At 60.3% G+C, this 24467-nt stretch carries 23 protein-coding genes and 1 pseudogene; 16 read left to right on the forward strand and 8 right to left on the reverse strand.

Annotated elements, in window-relative coordinates:
* Nucleotides 1-128: 128 nt before the first annotated feature.
* On the reverse strand, nucleotides 129-1637 hold the full coding sequence (gene putP / locus HCK03_RS17065) for a sodium/proline symporter PutP (protein ID WP_041144923.1): 1509 nt from the start codon (nucleotides 1635-1637) through the stop codon (nucleotides 129-131).
* Nucleotides 1638-2118: 481 nt separating this feature from the next.
* Between putP and putA the strand changes: the two genes are divergently transcribed.
* The gene (gene putA, locus HCK03_RS17070) at nucleotides 2119-6081 is read left to right on the forward strand and encodes a trifunctional transcriptional regulator/proline dehydrogenase/L-glutamate gamma-semialdehyde dehydrogenase (RefSeq protein WP_167691940.1); all 3963 of its coding nucleotides are present in this window, start codon (nucleotides 2119-2121) and stop codon (nucleotides 6079-6081) included.
* A gap of 136 nt (nucleotides 6082-6217) precedes the next feature.
* Nucleotides 6218-6613 (forward strand): lysozyme inhibitor LprI family protein, encoded by a 396-nt coding sequence (locus tag HCK03_RS17075; RefSeq protein ID WP_041144921.1) that lies wholly within the window; start codon nucleotides 6218-6220, stop codon nucleotides 6611-6613.
* Here the strand turns inward: HCK03_RS17075 and rutR are convergent.
* Nucleotides 6610-7248, reverse strand: coding sequence for an HTH-type transcriptional regulator RutR (rutR, locus tag HCK03_RS17080; protein ID WP_041144920.1), 639 nt, complete (start codon nucleotides 7246-7248; stop codon nucleotides 6610-6612). The two genes, HCK03_RS17075 and rutR, sit on opposite strands and share 4 nt — an antisense overlap.
* Before the next feature lie 285 nt (nucleotides 7249-7533).
* On the opposite strand from rutR, the gene rutA reads away from it, so the two are divergent.
* From rutA to rutG, 7 genes are read left to right on the forward strand one after another with little or no spacing between them, the layout of a single operon-like run.
* Nucleotides 7534-8625, forward strand: coding sequence for a pyrimidine utilization protein A (rutA, locus tag HCK03_RS17085; protein ID WP_041147574.1), 1092 nt, complete (start codon nucleotides 7534-7536; stop codon nucleotides 8623-8625).
* Entirely contained in the window at nucleotides 8625-9335 is a 711-nt protein-coding gene (gene rutB / locus HCK03_RS17090) for a pyrimidine utilization protein B (RefSeq protein ID WP_041144919.1), read from the forward strand. Before rutA ends, rutB begins: the two co-directional genes overlap by 1 nt.
* A complete protein-coding gene (gene rutC, locus HCK03_RS17095) occupies nucleotides 9328-9723 on the forward strand; it encodes a pyrimidine utilization protein C (protein WP_041144918.1) in 396 nt (131 codons plus the stop codon). Before rutB ends, rutC begins: the two co-directional genes overlap by 8 nt.
* A complete protein-coding gene (rutD, locus tag HCK03_RS17100; RefSeq protein WP_115193164.1) occupies nucleotides 9720-10520 on the forward strand; it encodes a pyrimidine utilization protein D in 801 nt (266 codons plus the stop codon). The genes rutC and rutD overlap by 4 nt, the downstream gene beginning before the upstream one ends.
* A complete protein-coding gene (locus tag HCK03_RS17105) occupies nucleotides 10517-11107 on the forward strand; it encodes a malonic semialdehyde reductase (protein ID WP_041144916.1) in 591 nt (196 codons plus the stop codon). Before rutD ends, HCK03_RS17105 begins: the two co-directional genes overlap by 4 nt.
* 9 nt (nucleotides 11108-11116) lie before the next feature.
* Nucleotides 11117-11611, forward strand: a complete 495-nt coding sequence (gene rutF, locus HCK03_RS17110) for an NADH-dependent FMN reductase RutF (protein ID WP_041144915.1) — start codon at nucleotides 11117-11119, stop codon at nucleotides 11609-11611.
* Nucleotides 11612-11632: 21 nt separating this feature from the next.
* Entirely contained in the window at nucleotides 11633-12952 is a 1320-nt protein-coding gene (gene rutG, locus HCK03_RS17115; protein ID WP_041144914.1) for a pyrimidine utilization transport protein G, read from the forward strand.
* Nucleotides 12953-12987: 35 nt separating this feature from the next.
* On the opposite strand, the gene HCK03_RS17120 is transcribed toward rutG, so the two are convergent.
* Together HCK03_RS17120 and HCK03_RS17125 are read right to left on the reverse strand one after the other, a co-directional pair.
* Nucleotides 12988-13929, reverse strand: a complete 942-nt coding sequence (locus tag HCK03_RS17120; RefSeq protein WP_041144913.1) for a DMT family transporter — start codon at nucleotides 13927-13929, stop codon at nucleotides 12988-12990.
* Nucleotides 13930-14102: 173 nt separating this feature from the next.
* On the reverse strand, nucleotides 14103-14276 hold the full coding sequence (locus HCK03_RS17125) for a con-10 family general stress protein (protein ID WP_041144912.1): 174 nt from the start codon (nucleotides 14274-14276) through the stop codon (nucleotides 14103-14105).
* 382 nt (nucleotides 14277-14658) lie between these two features.
* Between HCK03_RS17125 and wrbA the strand changes: the two genes are divergently transcribed.
* Nucleotides 14659-15255, forward strand: coding sequence for an NAD(P)H:quinone oxidoreductase (wrbA, locus tag HCK03_RS17130; RefSeq protein ID WP_041144911.1), 597 nt, complete (start codon nucleotides 14659-14661; stop codon nucleotides 15253-15255).
* A gap of 20 nt (nucleotides 15256-15275) precedes the next feature.
* Nucleotides 15276-15503, forward strand: coding sequence for a YccJ family protein (locus HCK03_RS17135; RefSeq protein WP_041144910.1), 228 nt, complete (start codon nucleotides 15276-15278; stop codon nucleotides 15501-15503).
* Nucleotides 15504-15553: 50 nt separating this feature from the next.
* On the opposite strand, the gene agp is transcribed toward HCK03_RS17135, so the two are convergent.
* Nucleotides 15554-16801, reverse strand: coding sequence for a bifunctional glucose-1-phosphatase/inositol phosphatase (gene agp / locus HCK03_RS17140; protein WP_123551198.1), 1248 nt, complete (start codon nucleotides 16799-16801; stop codon nucleotides 15554-15556).
* Between the two features lie 259 nt (nucleotides 16802-17060).
* Here agp and HCK03_RS17145 point away from each other — a divergent pair.
* Nucleotides 17061-17270: pseudogene (locus tag HCK03_RS17145) on the forward strand (SDR family oxidoreductase); the annotation flags it as partial.
* A gap of 24 nt (nucleotides 17271-17294) precedes the next feature.
* Here HCK03_RS17145 and HCK03_RS17150 read toward each other — a convergent pair.
* Nucleotides 17295-17519 carry a hypothetical protein gene (locus HCK03_RS17150; protein ID WP_041144908.1) on the reverse strand — a complete coding sequence of 75 codons (225 nt, stop codon included), beginning with the start codon at nucleotides 17517-17519 and terminating at the stop codon, nucleotides 17295-17297.
* Between the two features lie 231 nt (nucleotides 17520-17750).
* Between HCK03_RS17150 and HCK03_RS17155 the strand changes: the two genes are divergently transcribed.
* Nucleotides 17751-17873 (forward strand): small membrane protein, encoded by a 123-nt coding sequence (locus tag HCK03_RS17155; protein WP_095096195.1) that lies wholly within the window; start codon nucleotides 17751-17753, stop codon nucleotides 17871-17873.
* A gap of 73 nt (nucleotides 17874-17946) precedes the next feature.
* On the opposite strand, the gene HCK03_RS17160 is transcribed toward HCK03_RS17155, so the two are convergent.
* Together HCK03_RS17160 and HCK03_RS17165 are read right to left on the reverse strand one after the other, a co-directional pair.
* Complete coding sequence (locus HCK03_RS17160) at nucleotides 17947-19338, reverse strand: APC family permease (protein WP_041144907.1); 1392 nt, start codon at nucleotides 19336-19338, stop codon at nucleotides 17947-17949.
* 353 nt (nucleotides 19339-19691) lie between these two features.
* Nucleotides 19692-21113, reverse strand: coding sequence for a glutamine synthetase family protein (locus tag HCK03_RS17165; protein ID WP_041144906.1), 1422 nt, complete (start codon nucleotides 21111-21113; stop codon nucleotides 19692-19694).
* Between the two features lie 225 nt (nucleotides 21114-21338).
* On the opposite strand from HCK03_RS17165, the gene puuD reads away from it, so the two are divergent.
* The 3 genes from puuD (at nucleotide 21339) to puuC (ending at nucleotide 24466) form a co-directional block, all read left to right on the forward strand.
* On the forward strand, nucleotides 21339-22091 hold the full coding sequence (gene puuD, locus HCK03_RS17170; RefSeq protein WP_195709582.1) for a gamma-glutamyl-gamma-aminobutyrate hydrolase: 753 nt from the start codon (nucleotides 21339-21341) through the stop codon (nucleotides 22089-22091).
* A gap of 25 nt (nucleotides 22092-22116) precedes the next feature.
* Nucleotides 22117-22674, forward strand: a complete 558-nt coding sequence (gene puuR, locus HCK03_RS17175; RefSeq protein ID WP_041144904.1) for an HTH-type transcriptional regulator PuuR — start codon at nucleotides 22117-22119, stop codon at nucleotides 22672-22674.
* A gap of 304 nt (nucleotides 22675-22978) precedes the next feature.
* Nucleotides 22979-24466 carry an aldehyde dehydrogenase PuuC gene (gene puuC / locus HCK03_RS17180; RefSeq protein ID WP_167691941.1) on the forward strand — a complete coding sequence of 496 codons (1488 nt, stop codon included), beginning with the start codon at nucleotides 22979-22981 and terminating at the stop codon, nucleotides 24464-24466.
* The last annotated feature ends 1 nt before the right edge of the window (nucleotide 24467 follow it).

Consider the following 24467-nt stretch of genomic DNA (forward strand, 5'->3'; position numbering starts at 1 on the left):
TTTGTGCTCAGATATCAGCGTATTTTCAGAGAATTAGCAAGAGGGTTCCCGTCGGTCTCGGTCCGGCTGCGGCGAACCGCGGAGACAAAAAAGCCCGCCGGAGGCGGGCTTTAGCAGAAAGCCTATGCTTACTCTGCGGTCGCGCGGACCGGCGGCGCGGAGTGATAGTGGGCGTCGGCCTCGGCAAAACGCTGCTGCATGGATGCCGAAGGCGCTTTGCTCAGCAGGCTGAAGACCACAATCCCGAGGCTGCCAAAGATGAAGCCAGGGATGATTTCGTACAGGCCAAGCCAGCCAAACTGTTTCCAGACGATAACGGTCAGCGCGCCGATAACCATACCGGCCAGCGCGCCGTTGCGGGTCATGCGTGACCACATAACGGAGAACAGCACCACCGGACCGAAGGCCGCACCGAAGCCCGCCCACGCGTAGCTCACCAGGCCCAGCACGCGGTTGTCCGGATTGGCCGCCAGCGCGATAGCAATCAGCGCCACCACCAGCACCATCATCCGACCCACCCACACCAGCTCTTTCTGCCCGGCGTTCTTGCGCAGGAATGCCTTATACAAATCCTCGGTGATCGCGCTGGAACAGACCAGCAGCTGGCAGCTCAGGGTTGACATCACCGCCGCCAGAATCGCCGACAGCAGGATACCGGCAATCCACGGGTTAAACAGGATTTGCGCCAGTTCAATAAACACGCGCTCGGAGTTCTGATTTACCGCCCCGGCCAGCGCCGGGTTGTTGTTAAACCACGCGATGCCGAAGAAGCCAACCGCCACGGCGCCCGCCAGGCAGAAGATCATCCAGGTCATGCTGATACGGCGAGCGTGGACGATGCTGTGATGGGAGTCCGCCGCCATAAAGCGAGCCAGAATATGCGGTTGACCAAAGTAGCCCAGCCCCCAGCCCATCAGCGAGATAATGGCGACGAAATTAAGCCCCTTCAGCATATCGACGTTTTCAATGCTCTTTTGCTTAATCACCTCCAGCGAATCGCCGAAGCCGCCGACGGAAATAATCACCATCACCGGCGTCAGGATCAGCGCGAAAATCATCAGGCTGGCCTGCACGGTATCGGTCCAGCTTACCGCGAGGAATCCGCCGACGAAGGTATAAATAATCGTCGCGGCAGCACCGGCCCACAGCGCCGTTTCGTAGCTCATGCCAAAGGTGCTTTCAAACAGACGCGCACCGGCAACGATGCCGGAGGCACAATAAATAGTGAAGAACAGTAAAATAACCAGCGCGGAGATAATACGCAGCACCCGGCTTTTATCTTCAAAGCGGCCGGTGAAATAGTCCGGCAGGGTCAGCGCGTTATTATTCACCTCGGTATGAACACGCAGGCGACCGGCTACCAGCTTCCAGTTAACCCACGCCCCCAGCGTCAGGCCGATGGCAATCCAGCTCTCGGAAATACCGGAAAGAAATATGGCTCCCGGCAGCCCCATCAGCAGCCAGCCGCTCATATCCGAGGCTCCAGCGGACAGCGCGGTCACGAAGGGACCGAGGCTACGGCCACCGAGAATATAATCATCGAAGTTCTTCGTCGAACGCCAGGCAATAAACCCGATCAGTACCATGCCAAATATATAAATAGTAAAAGTCACCAACATCGGGGTGCTAATAGCCATGCAAATCTCCAGATTTTTTGTCGACAGCGTCCAGATTTGTCGTTTTATTCCACTACCGGAACGGGGTAATGGCACAATGGTTGTATTGGGCGACCGTATCCTGACGGAAGCTGCGGTTTTTCACAAACGATTTAACACAGCATTTACACTAATTCCGCCGATGACCAAACCTCATTTTGTTATAGGTTGCACTTCCTCACGTTTTTATTGGTTGCACCTTGTAAAACTGTTAACTAACGCAGGTAAATATGCCTTTAAATAAAGGTTAAATTACCGCTAATCCCATCATTAAATTTAACAACAAACCCATTTTTCAGCCTGACCCACAAGTTGCGATTAACAAGGTTGCACAAAGTTGCAACATAGTAGATATTCCTACGCAACCGCATAACCGCACAGAAGCTCAGCTCGCCGAATCATGCCGCCACAATACGGGTCGGGTCATGGATGAAGCGAATGACCAATAACAGGAGTTCATGACATGGGCACCACCACCATGGGCGTTAAACTTGACGAAGCTACGCGCGAACGCATCAAGTCCGCCGCCAGCCGTATCGACCGCACGCCGCACTGGCTAATTAAGCAGGCGATTTTCAACTATCTGGAAAAGCTGGAGAATGATGAATCGCTGCCCGAGCTTCCGGCACTGCTCTCCGGCGCGGCCAACGAAAGCGACGAAGCGGGTCCGCTGAGCGAAGAGCCGTACCAGCCGTTCCTTGAATTTGCCGAGCAGATCCTGCCGCAGTCGGTGGCGCGGGCGGACATTACCGCCGCTTATCGCCGCGCCGAAACCGACGCCGTGCCGATGCTCCTCGAGCAGGCCCGCCTGCCGCAGGCGCTGGGCGAACAGGCGCACAAGCTCGCCTGGACGCTGGCGGAAAAGCTGCGCAATCAAAAAAACGCCAGCGGGCGCGCCGGGATGGTGCAGAGCCTGCTGCAGGAGTTCTCCCTCTCCTCGCAGGAGGGCGTGGCGCTGATGTGCCTCGCGGAGGCGCTGCTGCGTATTCCGGATAAAGCCACTCGCGACGCCCTGATCCGCGACAAGATCAGCAACGGTAACTGGCAGTCGCATATCGGCCGCAGCCCGTCGCTGTTCGTTAACGCCGCCACCTGGGGGCTGCTGTTTACCGGCAAGCTGGTCTCCACCCACAATGAAACCAGCCTGTCGCGTTCGCTGAACCGCATCATTGGCAAAAGCGGCGAGCCGCTGATTCGCAAAGGCGTTGATATGGCGATGCGCCTGATGGGCGAGCAGTTCGTCACCGGCGAAACCATCGCCGAAGCGCTGGCCAACGCCCGCAAGCTCGAAGAGAAAGGCTTCCGCTACTCCTACGATATGCTCGGGGAAGCGGCGCTGACCGCCGCCGACGCCCAGGCCTATATGGTCTCCTACCAGCAGGCCATTCACGCGATCGGCAAAGCCTCCAACGGCCGCGGCATCTATGAGGGTCCGGGGATCTCCATTAAGCTCTCCGCCCTGCATCCACGCTACAGCCGCGCGCAGTACGATCGGGTGATGGATGAGCTCTATCCGCGCCTGAAGTCGCTGACCCTGCTGGCACGCCAGTACGATATCGGCATTAATATCGACGCCGAAGAGGCCGATCGCCTGGAGATCTCTCTCGACCTGCTGGAGAAGCTGTGCTTTGAGCCAGAGCTGGCGGGCTGGAACGGGATCGGCTTCGTTATTCAGGCCTATCAGAAGCGCTGCCCGTTTGTGATCGACTCGCTGATCGATCTCGCCACCCGCAGCCGCCGCCGTCTGATGATCCGCCTGGTCAAGGGCGCCTACTGGGACAGCGAAATCAAGCGCGCGCAGATGGACGGCCTGGAAGGCTACCCGGTTTATACCCGCAAGGTTTACACCGACGTCTCCTATCTCGCCTGCGCGAAAAAGCTGCTGACGGTGCCGAGCCTGATTTACCCGCAGTTCGCCACCCACAACGCCCACACCCTGGCGGCCATTTACCAGTTGGCGGGGCAGAACTATTACCCGGGTCAGTACGAGTTCCAGTGCCTGCACGGCATGGGCGAGCCGCTGTATGAGCAGGTGGTAGGCAAAGTAGCCGACGGCAAGCTCAACCGACCGTGCCGAATCTATGCCCCGGTCGGCACCCACGAAACCCTGCTGGCCTACCTGGTACGCCGCCTGCTGGAGAACGGCGCCAACACCTCCTTCGTCAACCGCATCGCCGATACCAGCCTGCCGCTTGACGAACTGGTCGCCGACCCGGTCAGCGCGGTCGAGAAGCTGGCGCAGCAGGAGGGCCAGGCCGGCCTGCCGCATCCGAAAATTCCGCTGCCGCGCGACCTTTATGGTCAGGGCCGCAGCAACTCCGCGGGGCTGGATCTGGCGAACGAGCACCGCCTCGCCTCCCTCTCCTCCTCTTTACTCAACAGCGCCCTGCACAAGTGGCAGGCCCTGCCGATGCTGGAGCATCCGGCTGCCGAAGGCGAGCTGCAGGCGATCGTTAACCCTGCCGAGCCGAAGGATATCGTCGGCCACGTGCGCGAAACCAGCGACGAAGAGGTACAGCAGGCGCTGACCAGCGCGGTCAACTGCGCGCCGATCTGGTTCGCCACCCCGCCGCAGGAGCGCGCGGCCATCCTCGAACGCGCGGCGATCCTGATGGAAGGCCAAACGCAGACGCTGATCGGGATTCTGGTGCGCGAAGCGGGTAAAACCTTCAGCAACGCCATCGCCGAAGTTCGTGAAGCGGTCGACTTCCTGCACTACTACGCCGGCCAGGTTCGCGACGACTTTGATAATGAAACCCACCGTCCGCTGGGGCCGGTGGTGTGCATCAGCCCGTGGAACTTCCCGCTGGCGATCTTCACCGGTCAAATTGCCGCCGCGCTGGCCGCGGGCAACAGCGTGCTGGCGAAACCCGCCGAGCAGACGCCGCTGATCGCCGCTCAGGGCGTAGCGATTCTGCTGGAAGCCGGCGTCCCGCCGGGCGTTATCCAGCTGCTGCCGGGCCGCGGGGAAACCGTCGGCGCCGCGCTCACCGGCGACCACCGCGTGCGCGGGGTGATGTTTACCGGCTCCACCGAGGTCGCGACGCTGCTGCAGCGCAATATCGCCAGCCGCCTTGATGCCCAGGGGCGTCCGACGCCGCTGATCGCTGAAACCGGCGGCATGAACGCGATGATCGTCGACTCGTCGGCGCTGACCGAGCAGGTGGTGGTTGACGTGCTGGCCTCCGCCTTCGACAGCGCCGGCCAGCGCTGCTCCGCGCTGCGGGTGCTGTGCCTGCAGGAGGAGATTGCCGACCATACGCTGACCATGCTGCGCGGCGCGATGGGCGAATGCCGGATGGGCAACCCTGGCCGCCTGACCACCGATATCGGGCCGGTGATTGATGCCGAAGCGAAAGAGAATATCGAGCGCCACATTCAGACGCTGCGCGCCAAGGGGCGCAACGTCTTCCAGGCGGTGCGCGAGAACAGCGACGACGCGCGCGAATGGCAGAGCGGAACCTTCGTTCCGCCGACGCTTATCGAGCTCGACAGCTTTGACGAGCTGAAAAAAGAGGTCTTTGGCCCGGTTCTGCACGTGGTGCGCTACAACCGCAACGCGCTGGATCGGCTGGTTGAGCAGATCAACGCTTCCGGCTACGGCCTGACGCTCGGGGTCCATACTCGCATCGACGAAACCATTGCCCAGGTCACCGGCAGCGCAAAAGTCGGCAACCTGTACGTCAACCGTAATATGGTCGGCGCGGTGGTTGGCGTTCAGCCGTTTGGCGGCGAAGGCCTGTCGGGCACCGGCCCGAAAGCGGGCGGTCCGCTGTATCTGTACCGCCTGCTCTCAAGCCGTCCGCAGAACGCCGTCGGCGCAACCCTCGCCCGCCAGGACGCTGAACGTCCGCTGGACGCCCAGCTGAAAACCCTGCTGGAAAAACCGCTGATTGCCCTGCAGCAGTGGGCCACAGGCCGGCCGGAGCTGCAGGCGCTGTGCCAGCAGTATAGCGAACAGGCGCAGGCCGGCACCCAGCGCCTGCTGCCGGGGCCGACCGGCGAGCGCAACACCCTGACCTTTATCCCCCGCGACCGCGTGCTGTGCGTGGCGGATAATGAACAGGATGCGCTGACCCAGCTGGCGGCAGTTGCCGCCGTCGGCTGCGAGATCCTGTGGCCGGACAACGCCCTGCATCGCGAACTGGCGAAGAAGCTGCCGCGCGAAGTCAGCGAGCGCATCCACTTCGCCAAAGAGGCCGATCTCACCGCCCAGTCCTTCGACGCGGTGATTTACCACGGCGACTCCGATCAGCTGCGCGCGCTGTGCGAGCAGGTGGCGGCGCGGGACGGGGCGATCGTTTCGGTACAGGGATTCGCCCGCGGCGAAACCAACCTGCTGCTCGAGCGCCTCTATATCGAGCGCTCGCTGAGCGTCAATACCGCGGCGGCGGGCGGCAACGCCAGCCTGATGACCATCGGCTAAGGCCGATTCCCGCAGGCGGCGTCGGGCAAAACTCTAGCCCGCCGCCGGGGGATCGCAGACCAGATGACAGCAGGCCAAAGCTGTGGTTAATTAAGGCTCCCGGACGGGGGCCTTTTTTATGTATGGGAGTGGAACAATGAAACGCACTTTACTCGCGCTTGCCGCCCTGTTAGCAAGCGGGCAGGCGCTGGCGGACGAATGCGCCAACGCCAACAATCAAATGGAGATGAACCAGTGCACGGCGGCGCAGTATCAGGCGGCCGACGGCAAGCTCAACCAGACCTACCAGCAGGCCCTGAAGCGTGCCTCAGCCAGCCAGCAGGCGCTGCTGAAGAAATCCCAGCTGGCGTGGATCGCGCTGCGCGACGCCGACTGCGCGTTTTTAACCTCCGGGGCCGAAGGCGGCAGCGTCCAGCCGATGCTGATCAACCAGTGCATGGCGGACAAAACCGTAGAGCGTGAATCGTACCTCTCCTCGCTGCTGCAGTGTGAAGATGGCGATCAGAGCTGCCCGCTGCCGCCGGCCAACTAGCGTACCCGGATCCCTTCAACGATCATCCGCTGAACGTTTTCCACGGTCTGCTGAAAGAACGCTTCATCACGCAGCGTTGCGCCGGTCACCGCCTCAATCTGGGTGGCAAAATCGGCGTAATGCTGCGTGGTGGCCCAGATCATAAAGATCAGGTGCTGGGGATCGACCGGCGCCAGCTTGCCGCTTTCAACCCAGCCGGAAACGATCGCCGACTTTTCATCCACCAGCGCTTTCAGATCGCCGGTCAGCTCTCCCATCAGCAGCGGCGCGCCCTGCAGCATCTCGAGGCAGAACAGCTTTGACGCCTGCGGATGGTCGCGGGAGACCTCCAGCTTCAGGCGTATGTATTCGCGGATCGCCACCAGCGGGCTGATATCTTCGCGAAAGGCCTTCAGCGGCGCCAGCCAGATGGTGAGGATCTGCTGCAAAACGGCAACGTACAGCGCCTCTTTCGACGGGTAGTAGTAAAGCAAATTGGTTTTCGATACCCCGGACAGCTCCGCAACCTGCTCAAGCCGCGTGCCGTGAATGCCAAATTGCGAAAACGCGTCCAGCGCGGCGGCGAGGATAGCCTCTTTCTTTGCGCTCACCGCCAGCGAACGCTTGCCGCTTTTTTTCTCGGCGCCCTGTGCCATTTGTTATCTCCTTGTTTCACCGCCATCAGCATAGCAAAAGCCCATCGCCGACACGACCTCCTGCACCCCAATTGCGCATGACTGCCGTTTTTTCGTGCACCAATTTTGACCATTTAGTCTACTTTTCTCAGCATCACATCCGGCAACCATTAAGCAACACATTAATAACATTAGCTTTTGTAAAACTGGCATCGTCTTTGCTTTATCAGATTAGCGAGGTGGCTCAGGGAGATGCAGGATGCAGCGCCGCACGCCTTCTTGTTTAACGACCGCAAAGAGGTGCATATGAAAATTGGTGTCTTCGTTCCGATCGGCAATAACGGCTGGCTCATTTCCACCCATGCCCCGCAGTACATGCCGACGTTTGAGCTGAATAAAGCGATTGTGCAGAAAGCCGAGCACTACAACTTTGACTTCGCGCTGTCGATGATCAAGCTGCGCGGCTTTGGCGGTAAAACCGAATTCTGGGATCATAATCTCGAATCCTTCACCCTGATGGCGGGCCTGGCGGCGGTAACGTCGCGGATCCAGATCTACGCCACCGCCGCCACCCTGACCCTGCCTCCGGCCATCGTCGCCCGGATGGCCTCCACCATCGACTCCATTTCCGGCGGCCGCTTCGGCGTTAACCTGGTCACCGGCTGGCAAAAGCCGGAGTACGAGCAGATGGGGATCTGGCCGGGTGACGACTATTTCGCCAGCCGCTACGACTATCTCAGCGAATATGTCCAGGTGCTGCGCGATCTGTGGGGTACCGGGAAGAGCGACTTTAAGGGCGACCACTTCACGATGAACGACTGCCGCGTCAGCCCGCAGCCGTCGCAGCCGATGAAGGTTATCTGCGCCGGGCAAAGCGATGCCGGCATGGCCTTCTCCGCCCAGTACGCCGACTACAACTTCTGCTTCGGCAAAGGGGTCAACACCCCGGCCGCCTTCGCCCCGACCGCCGCGCGCATGATGCAGGCGGCGGAAAAAACCGGCCGCGACGTCGGCTCGTACGTGCTGTTTATGGTTATCGCCGACGAAACGGATGAAGCCGCGCGCGCCAAATGGGAGCACTACAAGGCCGGCGCCGACGAAGAGGCGCTGGCGTGGCTCACCGAGCAGAGCCAAAAGGATACCCGCTCCGGCAGCGATACCAACGTCCGCCAGATGGCCGACCCCACCTCGGCGGTCAATATCAACATGGGCACCCTCGTCGGCTCCTACGCCAGCGTCGCCCGCATGCTTGATGAAGTCGCCGCGGTCCCCGGTACCGACGGCGTGCTGCTGACCTTTGATGATTTCCTCGGCGGCATTGACGCCTTCGGCGAGCGCATTCAGCCGCTGATGCGCTGCCGCGACCATATTGCCACCGCTACTCGCGAGGTTGCCTGATGATTACCCTTCCCGCTCGCCCGGAATCCCTCACCTTCGCGGCGCAAAACAGCGCGCTGATCGTGGTGGATATGCAAAACGCCTACGCCAGCCAGGGCGGCTATCTCGATCTGGCCGGTTTTGACGTCTCCGCCACCCGGCCGGTTATCGACAACATTAACACCGCCGTCGCCGCCGCCCGCGCCGCCGGAATGCTGATTATCTGGTTCCAGAACGGCTGGGACGACCAGTACATGGAGGCCGGCGGCCCCGGTTCGCCCAATTACCATAAATCCAACGCCCTGAAGACCATGCGCCGCCGCCCCGAGCTGCAGGGCAAGCTGCTGGCTAAAGGCGGCTGGGACTACCAGCTGGTCGATGAGCTCAGGCCGCAGCCGGGCGACGTGGTGCTGCCGAAACCGCGCTACAGCGGCTTCTACAACACCCAGCTGGACAGCATCTTGCGCAGCCGCGGCATTCGCCACCTGGTGTTCACCGGTATCGCCACCAACGTCTGCGTGGAGTCCACCCTGCGCGACGGCTTCTTCCTCGAATATTTCGGCATCGTGCTGGAGGACGCCACCCATCAGGCCGGGCCGGCCTTCGCTCAGCAGGCGGCGCTGTTCAATATTGAGACCTTCTTTGGCTGGGTCAGCGACGTCGCCAGCTTCTGCGATGCCCTGCAGCCCGCCAGCCCCATCCCGTTCCCGGAGGAGAAACGTTATGCCTAAACAGGTCATTATTCCACCCGGCACCACCACGCCGATCGCCCCTTTCGTTCCCGGCACGCTGGCCGATGGCGTGGTGTACGTCTCCGGTACGCTGCCGTTCGATAAGCAAAACAACGTGGTCTATATCGGCGACCCAAAGGCGCAAACCCGTCACGTTCTGGAGACCATCCGCAGCGTTATCGAAACGGCGGGGGGCAGTATGGAGGATGTGACCTTCAACAGCATCTTTATCACCGACTGGAAAAACTACGCCGCGATTAACGAAGTTTACGCCGAGTTCTTCCCCGGCGATAAGCCGGCTCGGTTCTGCATTCAGTGCGGCCTGGTGAAGCCAGAGGCGCTGGTGGAGATCGCCACGGTGGCGCATATCGGGAAGCCGGCGCTATGAAGCTCAATATCGCCCCTGCGCCTTATGCCGGCGCCCCGGTGGTGGTGCTGAGCGCCGGACTGGGCGGTGCCGGCAGCTACTGGACCGCGCAGCGCGCGTCGCTGGCCGAGCAATACCAGCTGGTGACCTATGACCAGAACGGCACCGGCGAAAACGCCGGCCCGCTGCCCGCCGCCTACAGCATGGCAACCATGGCCCAGGAGCTGTGGCAGGCGCTGGAGAAGGCAGGAATCACGCGCTTCGCGCTGGTGGGCCATGCGCTGGGCGGGCTGATCGGCCTGCAGCTGGCGCTCGACAAACCCCGGGCGGTCAGCGCCCTGGTGCTGGTTAACGCCTGGCTGACGCTGTCGACGCATACCCGCCGCTGCTTCCAGGTACGCGAGCGCCTGCTGCATACCGGCGGCGCCCAGGCGTGGGTGGAGGCGCAGCCGCTGTTCCTCTATCCGGCGGAGTGGATGGCCGCGCGCGCGCCGCGCATGGAGGCGGAGGACGCCCTTGCGCTCAGCCATTTTCAGGGTAAGGACAACCTGCTGAAGCGGCTACAGGCGCTGAAGCAGGCCGATTTCTCTCGTCAGGCGGCGGCGGTGACCTGTCCGACCCTGGTGATCAGCGCCCGTGACGATCTGCTGGTGCCCGCCTCCTGCTCGCGTTCGCTGCAGGCCGCGATCCCGGGCAGCCAGCTGGTGGAGATGGCCTGGGGCGGCCATGCTTGTAACGTCACCGATACCGCTACCTTTAACCCCATTTTATGCGACGGGCTGGCCGCAATGCTGCCCGCCGGCCAGGAGAGTTTATGAGTGAGAGTATTAGCCAAAGCGCGTGCGACACGCTGTTCAGACACGCCAGAACCCACGGCAGCTGGCTGGATAAGCCGGTGTCCGACGGCCTGCTGGAGGAGATTTACGCGCTGATGAAAATGGGCCCGACCTCGGCCAACTGCTCGCCGGCGCGGATCGTTTTTGTCCGCACCCCGGAAGGCAAAGAGAAGCTGCGCCCGACGCTCTCCAGCGGCAATCTGCAAAAAACTCTCAGCGCGCCGGTCACCGCCATCGTGGCCTGGGACAGCGCCTTTTACGATCGCCTGCCGGCGCTGTTCCCCCACGGCGACGCCCGCAGCTGGTTTACCTCCAGCCCCCAGCACGCCGAGGAGACCGCCTTTCGCAATAGCTCCCTGCAGGCGGCCTATCTCATTTTCGCCTGCCGCGCCCTTGGCCTCGATACCGGGCCGATGTCGGGGTTCGATCGGGAAAAGGTCGACGCGGCCTTCTTTGCCGACGGCGCCTGGAAAAGCAACCTGTTGATTAACATCGGCTATGGCGATGAGACAAAGCTCTACGATCGCCTGCCGCGTCTCTCATTTGACGATGCCTGCCGGCTGGCATAAGGAGCCTCCATGCCTATTGCGGATAAACAAAGCTTTCGCGACGCCATGGCCCAGGTCGGCGCCGCGGTTAACATCATTACCACCGACGGTCCGGCGGGCCGCGCCGGCTTTACCGCCAGCGCGGTGTGCAGCGTGACCGACGAGCCGCCGACGCTGCTGGTCTGCCTGAACCGTTCTGCCTCGGTGTGGCCGACCTTTAGCCAGCATCAGGCGCTGTGCGTCAATACCCTGGCGGCGGGACAGGAGCCGCTCTCCAATCTGTTTGGCGGTAAAACGCCGATGGCGGAGCGCTTCGCCGCCGCGCAATGGCAGCCCGGCGTCACCGGCTGCCCGCGCCTGAACGATGCGCTGGTGAGCTTCGACTGCCGCATCAGCCAGGTCGTCAGCGTCGGCAGCCACGACATTCTGTTCTGCGAGGTCGCCGCCATCGTTAAGCATCCGCAGCCGCGCGGGCTGATGTGGTTCGACCGCGGCTATCACACGCTTATGCGCCCAGCCTGTTAACCTTGAACCCGGGATATCATCATGGCACTTTTCGATTTTCCTCGCTGGCAGTTGACCTCCCCCTCCGCCGCTTCCGGCGTGGTGGCTCCCGATGAACGCCTTTCCGTCGGGCAAACCGTGGTTATGGGCGTGCAGCACGCGGTCGCGATGTTCGGCGCCACCGTGCTGATGCCGATACTGATGGGGCTCGACCCCAACCTGTCGATCCTGATGTCAGGCATTGGCACCCTGCTGTTCTTTCTGGTGACCGGTGGCCGGGTGCCGAGCTATCTGGGCTCCAGCGCGGCCTTTGTCGGCGTGGTCATCGCCGTCACCGGCTTTAACGGCCAGGGGCTGAACCCGCACCTGGACGTCGCCCTCGGCGGGATTATCGTCTGCGGCCTGCTTTATACCCTGATTGGCCTGGTGGTGATGAAAGCCGGCACCCGCTGGATCGAACGCCTTATGCCGCCGGTGGTCACCGGCGCAGTGGTGATGGCGATTGGCCTGAACCTCGCGCCGATTGCGGTGCGCAGCGTTTCAGCGACGCCGTTTGACGGCTGGATGGCGGTGCTGACCGTGCTGTGCATCGGCCTCGTGGCGGTCTTCACCAGCGGCATGCTGCAGCGGCTGCTGATCCTCGTCGGCCTGATTGCGGCCTGCGTGCTCTACGCGCTGCTGGCAAACGGCCTCGGGCTGGGCAAGCCGCTCGACTTTTCTCTGCTGGAACAGGCCGCGTGGTTTGGTCTTCCCCGCTTCACCTCCCCGACCTTTAACGGTCAGGCGATGATGCTGATTGCGCCCGTGGCGGTGATTCTGGTTGCTGAAAACCTCGGCCACCTGAAGGCCGTAGCCGGAATGACCGGGCGCAATATGGACCCGTATATGGGCCGGGCGTTCGTCGGCGACGGGCTGGCGACGATGCTTTCCGGCGCCGTCGGCGGCAGCGGCGTCACCACCTATGCGGAGAATATCGGGGTGATGGCGGTCACCAAAGTCTACTCGACGCTGGTGTTCGTTGCCGCCGCGCTGATTGCCGTCCTGCTCGGGTTTTCGCCCAAGTTTGGCGCGCTGATCCACACCATTCCCGGGCCGGTCATCGGCGGGGCCTCGATCGTGGTATTTGGGCTGATTGCGGTGGCCGGGGCGCGGATTTGGGTACAGAACCGGGTCGATCTGAGCCAGAACGGGAACCTGATTATGGTGGCGGTCACCCTGGTGCTCGGCGCCGGTGATTTTGCCCTCTCGCTGGGCGGCTTCACCCTCGGTGGGATCGGCACCGCGACCTTTGGCGCCATTCTCCTGCACGCTCTGCTTAGCCGCCGCGCGCGGGTAGCAGAAGCGCCTAACGCCACGGTATAAAGGGTGCCTTCCCGGTCATGCCAGACCGACCGGGATTAGGGGTCCGGGCGCTCCGCAAGCTCGGGCAGCGCCCCGGCCTCCGCCGGGGCCTCCTGCGTAGCGGAGGCCTTTTTCCGCTTAAGCTTCAGCTCGCTCACCAGAACGCCGGCCAGAATAAAAGCGCAGCCCACCAGCGCCAGCAGCGGTAAGCGCTCGCCGGCAATACGGCCAAAAATCCCCGCCCACACCGGCTCGCCGGTATAAATAAGCGTCGCCCTGGTCGGCGAGACGCTGCGCTGCGCCCAGTTCATGGTGACCTGAATAATGGCGCTGAAAATGCCCAGCCCCAGCGCAACGCCCAGCAGCCCCGGCGACATCGCAGGGATCGCTTCCCCTGCCGGCACCATCGCCGCAAACGCCACCAGCGACGCGGTGGCCAGCTGCACCACCGTCACCCGCCGAACGTCGACCTTTCCGGCCCAGGCGCTAATTAAGATAATCTCTGCGGCGATCGCCAGCGCGCTGGCGAGGGTGATCGCTTCGCCGACGCCGAGCGCCAGCAGATTATTTTCCGGCCCGGCCAGCAGAATCAGGCCCGTAAAGGCCAGCACCACGCCCAGGCAGGACATCACTCCCGGCATTTTGCCGAGGCACAGCCACTGCAGCAGCGGCACCAGCGGAACGTACATGGCGGTAATAAAGGCCGACTTGCTGCTGGAGATCGACTGCAGGCCCCAGGTTTGCAGGCTGTACCCCAGCGCTATCGAGACGCCAATCGCCACCCCGGCCTTCAGCTCAAGCCACGTCAGCCCGCGCAGGACGCGAAGCGATAGCAGAGCAACCGCCAGCGCCGCGGTCGCGAAACGCACGCCGACAAAAAAGAACGGCCCGCTGAGCGTCACGGCGTACTGTACGGCGAGGAAGGTACCGCCCCAGAACATGGTGATCACAATAAGGATCGCTTCCTGGGGTTTGATGGAGAATTTGAACGAAGACATAGCGCGGCCGGTAGCGAATGATTAGCTGGATAGTGTGCAATTAGCCCGCCGGGAGCGCAACCGTTGGCAATAAAAAAACCGCCGGCAGCTGCCGGCGGCGAGGGCGATGCGCAGGGTGCCAGGGAGATTAACCCCGCATCATAAAACGCCCGACCTGCGTCATTGGCGATAAATCAGCTATGACGATTGCCGTGGCTGTTTTTGCCCCCTTTTTTGCCCGCATCCGAGGCGCGCTGGGGATCGTTTTTAAAGTTCCCCCCGCTGTGTTGTCCACCTTTACGACCTGCTTCTGATGCTCTTTCACGATCCTCGGCAAAGTTGCCGGAACCGCCACGATGGTTTGCCATCACTGACCTCCGCTTGGTTAGACATCATGCTGCATTACGCGCAATACGCAGCCGCAGCGTCTGCGGCCTATGGCATGACCATTAGCGTATCGCGTGCCTTTAAGCGTAGTGAATGAAACTCATTCATCCGGCAAATAGTAACATCCTGCAACAGCTTTCAGCGCTGTCGGGATATTCCCGCCCCGCCAGTGCGCTAAGCTACTCTTATGGCAGACGAAAACAGCGCAGCGGAAAATGTATCTTTTTGCGACAAAGGCAATCTTTGCAATTTTGTTATAAATCAAATAAATGATTGTTAGATTTGCACTCTCCGCCAGACGCCTTATCTTTAAAGGTAGCCAGTCGTTTGGCTGGCCTATAACGCAACCGAGGAGTGATGCAAATGGCTAAAATTCTGGTGCTTTATTACTCAATGTATGGACACATCGAAACCATGGCTCATGCCGTCGCCGAAGGGGCGAACAGAGTAGACGGCGTGGAAGTGGTGGTGAAGCGCGTGCCGGAAACTATGCATGCTGAGGCATTCGCCAAAGCAGGCGGGAAAACGCAAAATGCGCCCGTCGCCACGCCGCAGGAGCTGGCAGAGTATGACGCCATCATCTTTGGTACCCCAACCCGTTTCGGCAACATGTCCGGACAGATGCGCACCTTCCTCGATCAGACGGGCGGTCTGTGGGCATCCGGCGCGCTGTACGGCAAGCTGGCCAGCGTATTCAGCTCCACCGGCACCGGCGGCGGACAGGAGCAGACCATTACCTCGACCTGGACCACCCTCGCCCATCACGGGATGGTGATCGTGCCGATTGGCTACGGCGCGCAGGAACTGTTTGACGTCTCGGTGGTGCGCGGCGGTACGCCGTACGGCGCCACCACTATTGCCGGCGGCGACGGCTCTCGCCAGCCGAGCGAGGAAGAGCTGGCGATCGCCCGCTACCAGGGCGAACACGTCGCCGGCCTGGCGGTTAAATTACACGGTTAACCCTTAGCAGGAGGATTTGCATGCCAACTCAAGAAGCAAAAGCTCACCGCGTCGGTGAATGGGCAAGTTTACGCAATACCTCGGTGGAGATCGCCGAGGCGATTTTCGAATTAGCAAAATACGATGAAAAGTTAGCGGAAAAAATCTGGGAAGAAGGCAGCGATGAAGTGCTGCCGCTGGCCTTTGCGAAAACCGATAAAGATTCGCTGTTCTGGGGTGAGCAAACCATCGAACGTAAAAACGTATAACTACGATGCAGCAGAATAAAAAAACCCGGAATTTTCCGGGTTTTTTTGTTTTATTTTGCCGCCTGGTTCATCACCGTTTTAAAGGTCTCCATCGGGCAGAACCCGTCGGCGTCCACCGGACAGCCGTTCAGCGCCAGGGTCACCCGCTGCGGCGGAGACTGCAGCGTCAGGGCGTCGGCGTTGCGCAGCTGCGCGGTACTTTGATAGACGTACTCAATCTTCATCAGCTCGCGGTTGCTGCCGCTGTCGTGCCAGCGCTGGAAGACAATTTTGCCGCCAATCGGCGTGCGCTCGTTCTGATCGTGCAGCTGATAGGGTTTAAAATCCAGCGCCGTCAGCAGCGAGGCGATATTGGAATCATGCCCCACCAGCAGCGTCACCTTCGCCGCCTGCGCCGCGTCGCCCACCAGCGCCTTGTCGATATACTTCACCAGCGGCTTCGCGACGTTGCGCGCCACTTCCGTTGAGGTAAACAGGCTATCCTGATAGCCGTTTTTCAGCTTCGACAGCACCTGCCACTGCTTATCGGTTTTGATTTCGCCCCACGCCACCTGGTCCTGCGGGAAGCCTTCGTAATACTGCAGGGTGAACGCGTCCACCAGCGAATTACCGACCTTCAACGGCCCGGAAACGCCCGGTTCCTGCTGATATTTGGCGCTGAAGGTGTCCTTCCCGTCGCTCAGCGAACACTGCTGCTTCTCTTTGCAGGAAGGCGAATTGCGATAGTCGGTCATCTCTTCGAGCAGCTTGTAGCTCTCGGTGAGCTGCATTTTTTGCCGCTCTGCCTCCATTGCCTGCACCGCTTTCTCGCTAAACGCCGCGGAGTCATCGGTGATAACCGGGTTAAAGGTCGGGTCCATGGTGCCCATTTGCGGCTGGTGGTGGACGGTTACGCCGCAGCCAGGAAAGGCGCCGGTGATAAAGAACTGGGCGGTCGCGACGGTGCGCTGCAGGCTATTAGCATAGGCATACACCGCGTTGTCCGGCGGGCACTCGCCGCTGGTCACCAGCTTCTGCTGCGCCAGCCACTCCCGCATATAGTGCCCCATATAGACTTCCAGCACCCCGCCCTTGGTGGTCAGCTGCCCGCCCGGAACGTCCCACTCCGGCCAGGATTTCGGCGTTGACTGCTCCAGCACGCTGCCGTTATTCGCCAGCGGCGCGCGCAGGTTGTGGCGGCTCATGATCAGCACCTGCTGGAGCTGATAGCCCTGCGGGGCCGCCTGATCCTGCGCCTGGACGCCCGCGGACAGCAAAACGCCAGCGGCAATCGCGCCGGCGAGTAGACTTTTTCTCATCCCTTAACCCTCAGTCAGTGATTAGCATCGTCCTGATTGTGACAAATTTATGACATTTTGCCAGACGACAGCGCGCAAACTGAGGCCGCGGGCATTCTTTTAGCGCCGAAGCCGATGGCCGTTGTGGTTCATCCACTCCGCCAGGCTGCAGCGCTTCGCGCATCGACAGCCCGAGCTCGCCCACTTCCCGGCGATCAGGTTAACGAAGCTGGTCATCGGGCAGACCGGGGGGGACAAAATTATTTTCCGCAGCCTGCGCCCTGGCCCGGTGAGCACGACAGCGTTGGATAAGCTCGGCCTCAGCGCGCAGGCGCTCGGCGCCCTGCATCAGGAGATTAAAAACCGGATCCCGCTCGGGCGGATGGGCACGCCGCAGGAGCTGGCGAAGGCCGCGCTGTATCTCGCTTCGGACGAGTCCAGCTACGTGGTGGGAAGCGAGCTGCTGGTGGATGGCGGCACGGGAAATCTCTCATCTCCCCGGCGGCGGTCGCGGTTACTCCGGCAGCGGCACCGCCGCCAGGGTGCAGATAGCCTCATGCTCTCCGCCGCGGCGATCGACCATCACCACTTTGTCTCCGGCCTTCTTGCCTTCGCAGGGCTTGAGCACCTGATCGACGATCCGTTCCCGGGTTTGCTGACGTTCGGTCTCTGCCTGTGCAGCAAACGAGACCAGGATAAGTGCCACCCCTGACAGGCTGACGACATGTTTATTACGCATTCAATATTATTCTCAGACAATTCGTACTCGCGTGCAGAGTAGCAGCCTCGAGGCCGCGCGTCTGTAAAATCGCTTAACGGAGTGTTACCCCGCCCGACAAAACAACAGGTTTACTCTGCGGCAGTTGTTAGGTTTTACCGATGGAAGAGTCATATTTCAGACATATCCCGATGCTATCTTAGCCGCGTATTTATAGAGTGCATCGTTTTCAACCAGGACCCAGGATTGTGTATGTCCGGTATTATTCTCCTTCTCGCCGCGGTCATTTTGCTGGGGGTTGCGCTTTACAGTTTGGTGTCATACGTCAAAGAGCGTCGCGCCAGCCAGCTGCCTTTCCACAAGAAGAAAAAATAACCCCCGTTCCGCGATAGCGACAAAAGAAAAGCAGGCTATGCCTGCTTTTCTTTATTCAGCGTCCACCTTTGCGCTACGACTCCCAGGCCTGCTCCGCTTTAGCGCCGTCAAACTGCGGCGGCGGCTTGCGAAAGCGCCGGGTCAGCCAGGTCAGGTACAGCAGACCGACCGCGGCCCACACCAGGCCCAGCGTCAGCGATGTCGCCTCCAGGTTCACCCACAGCACGCCTACCGTCACCGCGCCAATCAGCGGCAGCAGCAGATAGTGGAAGCGATCCTTCCAGGTTTTGTTATAGCCCTTGCGCCGCCAGAAGTGGTTGAACACCGACAGATTGACAAAGGTAAAGGCCACCAGCGCGCCGAAGTTGATCAGCGCCGTGGCGGTGACCAGGTCAAAGAACAGCGCCGACAGGGCGACAATGCCGACCATAATCACGTTCAGCGCCGGCGTCCGCCATTTCGGGTGGATATAGCCGAAAACGCGCTCCGGGAAGACGTTGTCGCGCCCCATCACGTACAGCAGACGCGAGACGCTGGCGTGCGAAGCCAGCCCCGACGCCAGGGTATTGACGAAGGTGGTGCAGAGGAAAATTGACTGGAACAGCTTGCCGCCAACGTAAAGCGCAATCTCCGGCAGCGCCGCGTCGGGGTCCTTAAAGCGGCTGATATCGGGGAAAAAGAGCTGCATAAAGAACGAGGCGGCGATAAAGATAACGCCACCGTACATGGCGGTGAGGAAAATGGCCTTCGGGATCACCCGCGCGGCGTCCGGCGTCTCCTCCGACAGCGTGGTTACCGCATCGAAGCCGAGAAACGAGAAGCAGACGATCGTTGCCCCGGTGATGATGGGGATCAGATGCGCGTTCTGGCTGATAAACGGCTGCAGCGACCAGACGGTCCCCACCCCTTCACCTTTATGCAGCCCCTGCACCACCAGCACGATAAAGACCACCATGATCGAAATCTGCACCAGCACAAACAGGGTATTGAAGTTGGCGACCAGGCTCACGCTCTTCAGGTTCGCAGCGGTGAGGATCGCCACAAACGACACCACCCACACCCACGGCGGAACCTCAGGGAACAGGGCGGAGAGATAGATTTTAGCCAGCAGAACGTTGATCATCGGCAGGAACAGATAGTCCAGCAGCGACGACCAGCCGACCATAAATCCGACGTGGGGGCTGATTGATTTTTGCGCGTAGGTGTACGCCGACCCCGCTTCCGGGAACTGACGCACCAGCTTGCCGTAGCTGATGGCGGTAAACAGCACCCCCGCCAGCGCCAGCAGGTAGGAGGCGGGGACGTGGCCGTTGCTGATACCGGAGACAATACCGAAGGTATCAAACACCGTCATCGGCGTCAGGTAGGCGAGGCCCATCATCACCACCTGCCAGAGCTTGAGCGACTTGCGCAGCCGGGGTTTTGCCGCCTCGGCCGGGAGGTTAAGAGAAGTATTAGCAGCCATAGACGCTCTCCCCCAGGCAGGCACGGGTTTGTGGGTACAGCGACCGGGTTACAAACCTGCTTAGCAAGGGGGTTAATCGTAAATAGCTGGGCAAAACGTACCGGCGAACGGCGGCGGGTTCACATTCATAGCGGCCCTCATGGCCCCCTTCTCCCTGCGGATATTTGAACATCTGCATCATCTCCTACCTCGTCACACACTGTGTCGTTAACTGAAGCCCCGCTGTCGCCTGCGCTCCTTAACGCGACATTCGGGAAACGGCTGGATCCCCAGCAAAATTTTCGGCCAGGCTCCGCTCAGGCCGTATGATGCTACCGATAGTTCTCACCCGTTGGCCCCTTGCGGGGCGGCGATCAGGCGTTTTTCAACATCCAGTCAATCTCTGTTTCGGTGATCAGGCGCTCAAACTGCAGCAGCTCATCATGCTTACAGGCATGGTAAACGTGGCAGAAGCGCTCGCCGAGCAGCGCTCGCAGAGCGTCGTTTTGCATAAACTCCCACAGCGCGTCGCTTTGGCGAATCGGGAACGGCAGCCCTTCCTGCTCGAGCCCGTTGCCCTCCACCTCTTCCTGAAGCGGCAGCGTATTGTTGTCCAGGCCGTGTAAAATCCCGGCGAAGATGGCCGCCATCACCAGATACGGGTTGGCATCCGCTCCCGCCACCCGATACTCGACGCGGTGGTTATGGCGATCGCCGCAGGGAATGCGCAGCGCCACGGTGCGGTTGTTGTGTCCCCACGATGCCTGAGTCGGGACGTACATTCCCGGCTGGAAGCGACGGTACGAGTTCACGTTCGGCGCCAGCAGCGCCATCGACGCCGGCATCAGGTCAATCATTCCGGCCAGCGCGCGCTTGAGCAGCGCGGAGTCTTCGCCCTGAGCGTCCGCCAGCACGTTTTCACCCTTATTGTTCTGCATGCTGATATGGATGTGCATCCCGCTACCGGCGTGCTCTTCATAAGGCTTGGCCATAAAAGTGGCGTGCATCTTATGCTTCTCCGCCATTAAACGCACGAGGCGTTTTAACGCCAGCGCATCATCGCAGGCGTCGAGCACGTTATCGGTGTGGTAAAGGTTGATTTCAAACTGTCCCGGCGAGGCTTCCGCAACCGCGCCGTCGGCCGGGATCAGCTGCAGCTGGGCCAGCTCGTCGATATCATTCAGCACGTCGGCGAAGTGGTTGAGGTTATCCACGGAGTAAACCTGGCTTTGGGTGTTGCGCACGTCGGTGCCCGGCGCGCAGGGCGGCTGGAGATAGCCTTCGGCATCGCGTTTGCGATCGAGTAAATAGAACTCCAGCTCTACCGCTACCACGGGGAACAGCCCGCGCTGGCGCAGCTGCTGCCAGAGGCGGTTAAGTACGTTCCGCGGCTCAACGTCAAAGGGAGCGCCATCTTCATCAATCATGGTCAGCAGCACCTGGCCGACGTACTGCGGATCGGCGGCGGAAGGCGTTAAGGTGCCCGGCACCGGGACGCAGGTGCAGTCCGGCTCGCCCATATCCTGGCCAAGGCCCGCCTCTTCAACCACGTTGCCCAAAATATCCATCGCAAAAACCGACGCCGGGAAGTAGCAGCCCTTCTCCAGCTTGCTGAGGCTGGAGACCGGGATGCGCTTGCCGCGGAAGCAGCCGTTCAGGTCGGTTAACAGCACGTCGACGTACTGGGTATCAGGGTAGCGTTCAAGGTAGCGCTTTACTTCAGAAGTAAATGCGCTGCCCCGTCTCTCTTCTGACTGCTGAACAAAATTCTCAACTTCTACGATATTGGTTTCCATCATTCACCGCCGTTGTGTTGGTTTCGGACTTCGGCCTGCTTGCCGTTAAATATAATGTCCACCCTTCGAATGTGTATGCAAACAAAATGTTTGTCAAATGTTAAATTAAGTTTGCAAACGGCTATTTGCGCTGCTAGATTGAGAAAATATTGAACGATATGGCCTTTTAACACCCTAAATGGTCATAATTTAGTCCACTTTGTGAGGGCGATCATGGAAAATATAATGTACAAGCCAGTTATTGGCGTCGTGATGTGCAGGAACAGGCTTAAGGGTCACCAGACCCAGACCCTGCAGGAGAAGTACCTGAATGCGATTATTAACGCCGGTGGGCTGCCGATTGCCCTGCCGCACGCCCTGGCCGAACCGGAAATGCTTGCCGCTCTGTTACCCAAGCTTGACGGAATCTACCTGCCAGGCAGCCCCAGCAACGTCCAGCCGCACCTTTATGGTGAAAACGGCGATGAGCCTGACGCCGATCCCGGGCGTGATCTTCTGAGCATGGCATTAATTGCCGCCGCACTCGAAAGGCGCATCCCCATTTTCGCCATCTGCCGTGGGTTGCAGGAACTGGTTGTCGCCACCGGCGGGACTCTGTATCGTCGTCTTTTCGAGCAGCCGGAACTGCTTGAACATCGCGAAGACCCCGAGCTTCCGGTAGAGGAGCAGTACGCTCCCTCTCACGAGGTTCAGGTGCAGGAAGGAGGATTACTTTCTCAGTTAATACCGGGCTGCAACACGTTTTGGGTAAACTCGCTACACGGGCAGGGAGCAAAAACATTAGGCCCACGTCTGCGCGTGGAGGCCCGCTCTTCGGACGGGCTGGCGGAAGCGGTCAGCGTTAACGACCACCCTTTCGCGCTGGGCGTACAGTGGCATCCTGAATGGAACAGTAGCGAATACGCCCTGTCGCGTATGTTGTTTGAAGGTTTTATCACCGCCTGTCAGAACCACGTTGCTGAAAAGCAGCGGCTCTGACCACTACAGTTAAGGAAATGCAAATATGAGCGATGACGGACTGGCGCCAGGGAAACGTCTGTCAGCGATCCGGCAACAGCTGGGTCTCTCACAACGTCGTGCCGCCGAACTGTCTGGGTTAACACATAGTGCCATCAGTACCATAGAGCAGGATAAAGTCAGTCCTGCCATCAGCACGCTGCAAAAGCTGCTGAAAGTCTATGGGCTGTCGCTCTCGGAATTCTTTTCTGAACCAGAAAAACCTGATGAACCGCAGGTGGTTATTAATCAGGATGACCTTATCGAAATGGGCAGTCAGGGCGTTTCGATGAAGCTGGTTCACAACGGAAATCCGAACCGTACGCTGGCGATGATTTTTGAAACTTACCAGCCTGGAACCACTACCGGGGAGAGGATCAAACATCAGGGTGAGGAGATAGGCACCGTACTGGAAGGTGAGGTTGTGCTGATTGTTAACGGTCAGTCGTATCACCTGGTTGCCGGGCAAAGCTATGCCATTAATACCGGCATACCGCACAGCTTCAGCAACACTTCGGCCGGTATTTGCCGAATTATCAGTGCCCATACTCCCACCACGTTCTAATTTTAGCCTGAGCAGGTTTCAGGTTTTCTTCAGGCCCGCGCCGGCGGATGAAATATTTCCACCGGCGCGAAGAGTACGCAAATAATCTATTTGCGCAGCGCGGTAATATCACTCTCCGCCGGCCTCAATAAAATGCGCCAATAAATAGCGCTGAACGGTATCTGACTCCGGGGAACATCTGTATCCCAACGCATCGGCTTGCGCTCTGGCCGAAGCCGCCCCGCGCTGTCTGGAAATACCGAATATTATTATCCGATTACTTTATGAATACTCTTACCCGCTTATATTATGATGGAGTCTATATATGGATTTTCAGCATCTAAACTACTGGCAGGAAAAAGCAAATAGCCTGCAACCGGAAACCCGTTTATTTATTAATGGTGAATATTGCGCCGCTGCCGATAATAGCACCTTTGAAACCATCGACCCCGCCGCTCAGCAAACGCTGGCCCACGTGGCGCGCGGTAAAAAAGCCGACGTCGAGCTTGCCGTTCAGGCCGCGCGCAGCGTCTTCGATCGCGGCGACTGGTCCCAGGCCTCGCCGGCCCGACGTAAAGCGGTGCTGCATAAATTTGCCGACCTGATGGAATCCCATCGCGAAGAGCTGGCCCTGCTGGAAACCCTCGACACCGGCAAACCGATTCGCCACAGCCTGCGCGATGATATTCCCGGCGCGGCCCGCGCGATCCGCTGGTACGCCGAGGCTATCGATAAAGTCTATGGCGAAGTTGCCCCGACCGGCGTGAACGAGCTGGCGATGATCGTCTGCGAGCCGATTGGCGTCGTAGCCGCGGTGGTGCCGTGGAACTTCCCCCTGCTTCTGGCCTGCTGGAAGCTGGGCCCGGCGCTGGCGGCCGGCAATAGCGTGATCCTTAAGCCGTCAGAAAAATCGCCGCTCAGCGCGCTGCGCCTTGCCGGGCTGGCAAAAGAGGCCGGGCTGCCGGACGGCGTGCTCAACGTCATCAGCGGCTTCGGCCACGAAGCGGGCCAGGCCCTCTCCCTGCACCCGGACGTTGAAGTCATCACCTTTACCGGCTCGACCCGCACCGGCAAGCAGCTGTTAAAAGATGCCGGCGACAGCAATATGAAGCGCGTGTGGCTGGAGGCCGGAGGCAAAAGCGCCAACATCGTCTTCGCCGACTGCCCCGATCTGCAAAAAGCGGTGAACGCCACCGCCGGCGGCATCTTCTATAACCAGGGCCAGGTGTGCATTGCCGGCACCCGCCTGCTGGTGGAAGAGAGTATCGCCGACGAGTTTCTCGCGCGACTGCAGGAGCAGGCGAGCCTCTGGCAGCCGGGCAATCCGCTCGATCCGAACACCACCATGGGGATGCTTATCGATAACACCCACGCCGATAGCGTTCACAGCTTTATTCGCGCCGGAGAGAGCAAAAGCACTCTGCTGCTCGACGGGCGCAAAAACCCGTGGCCGGCAGCCATTGGGCCAACCATTTTTGTCGACGTCGATCCCACCTCGACCATCAGCCGGGAAGAGATCTTCGGCCCGGTGCTGGTGGTGACCCGCTTCAAAACGGAAGAACAGGCGCTGCAGCTGGCCAACGACAGCCGCTACGGCCTCGGCGCCGCGGTGTGGACCCGCGATCTCTCCCGCGCCCACCGCCTGAGCCGCCGCCTGAAGGCCGGCTCGGTCTTCGTCAACAACTATAACGATGGTGATATGACCGTACCTTTCGGCGGCTACAAGCAGAGCGGAAACGGACGCGATAAGTCCCTGCATGCGCTGGAAAAATTCACCGAACTGAAAACCATCTGGATTGCTCTGGAGTCCTAAT

Source organism: Klebsiella terrigena, from assembly GCF_012029655.1.
In the GTDB taxonomy this organism is placed as follows: Bacteria; Pseudomonadota; Gammaproteobacteria; order Enterobacterales; family Enterobacteriaceae; genus Klebsiella; species Klebsiella terrigena.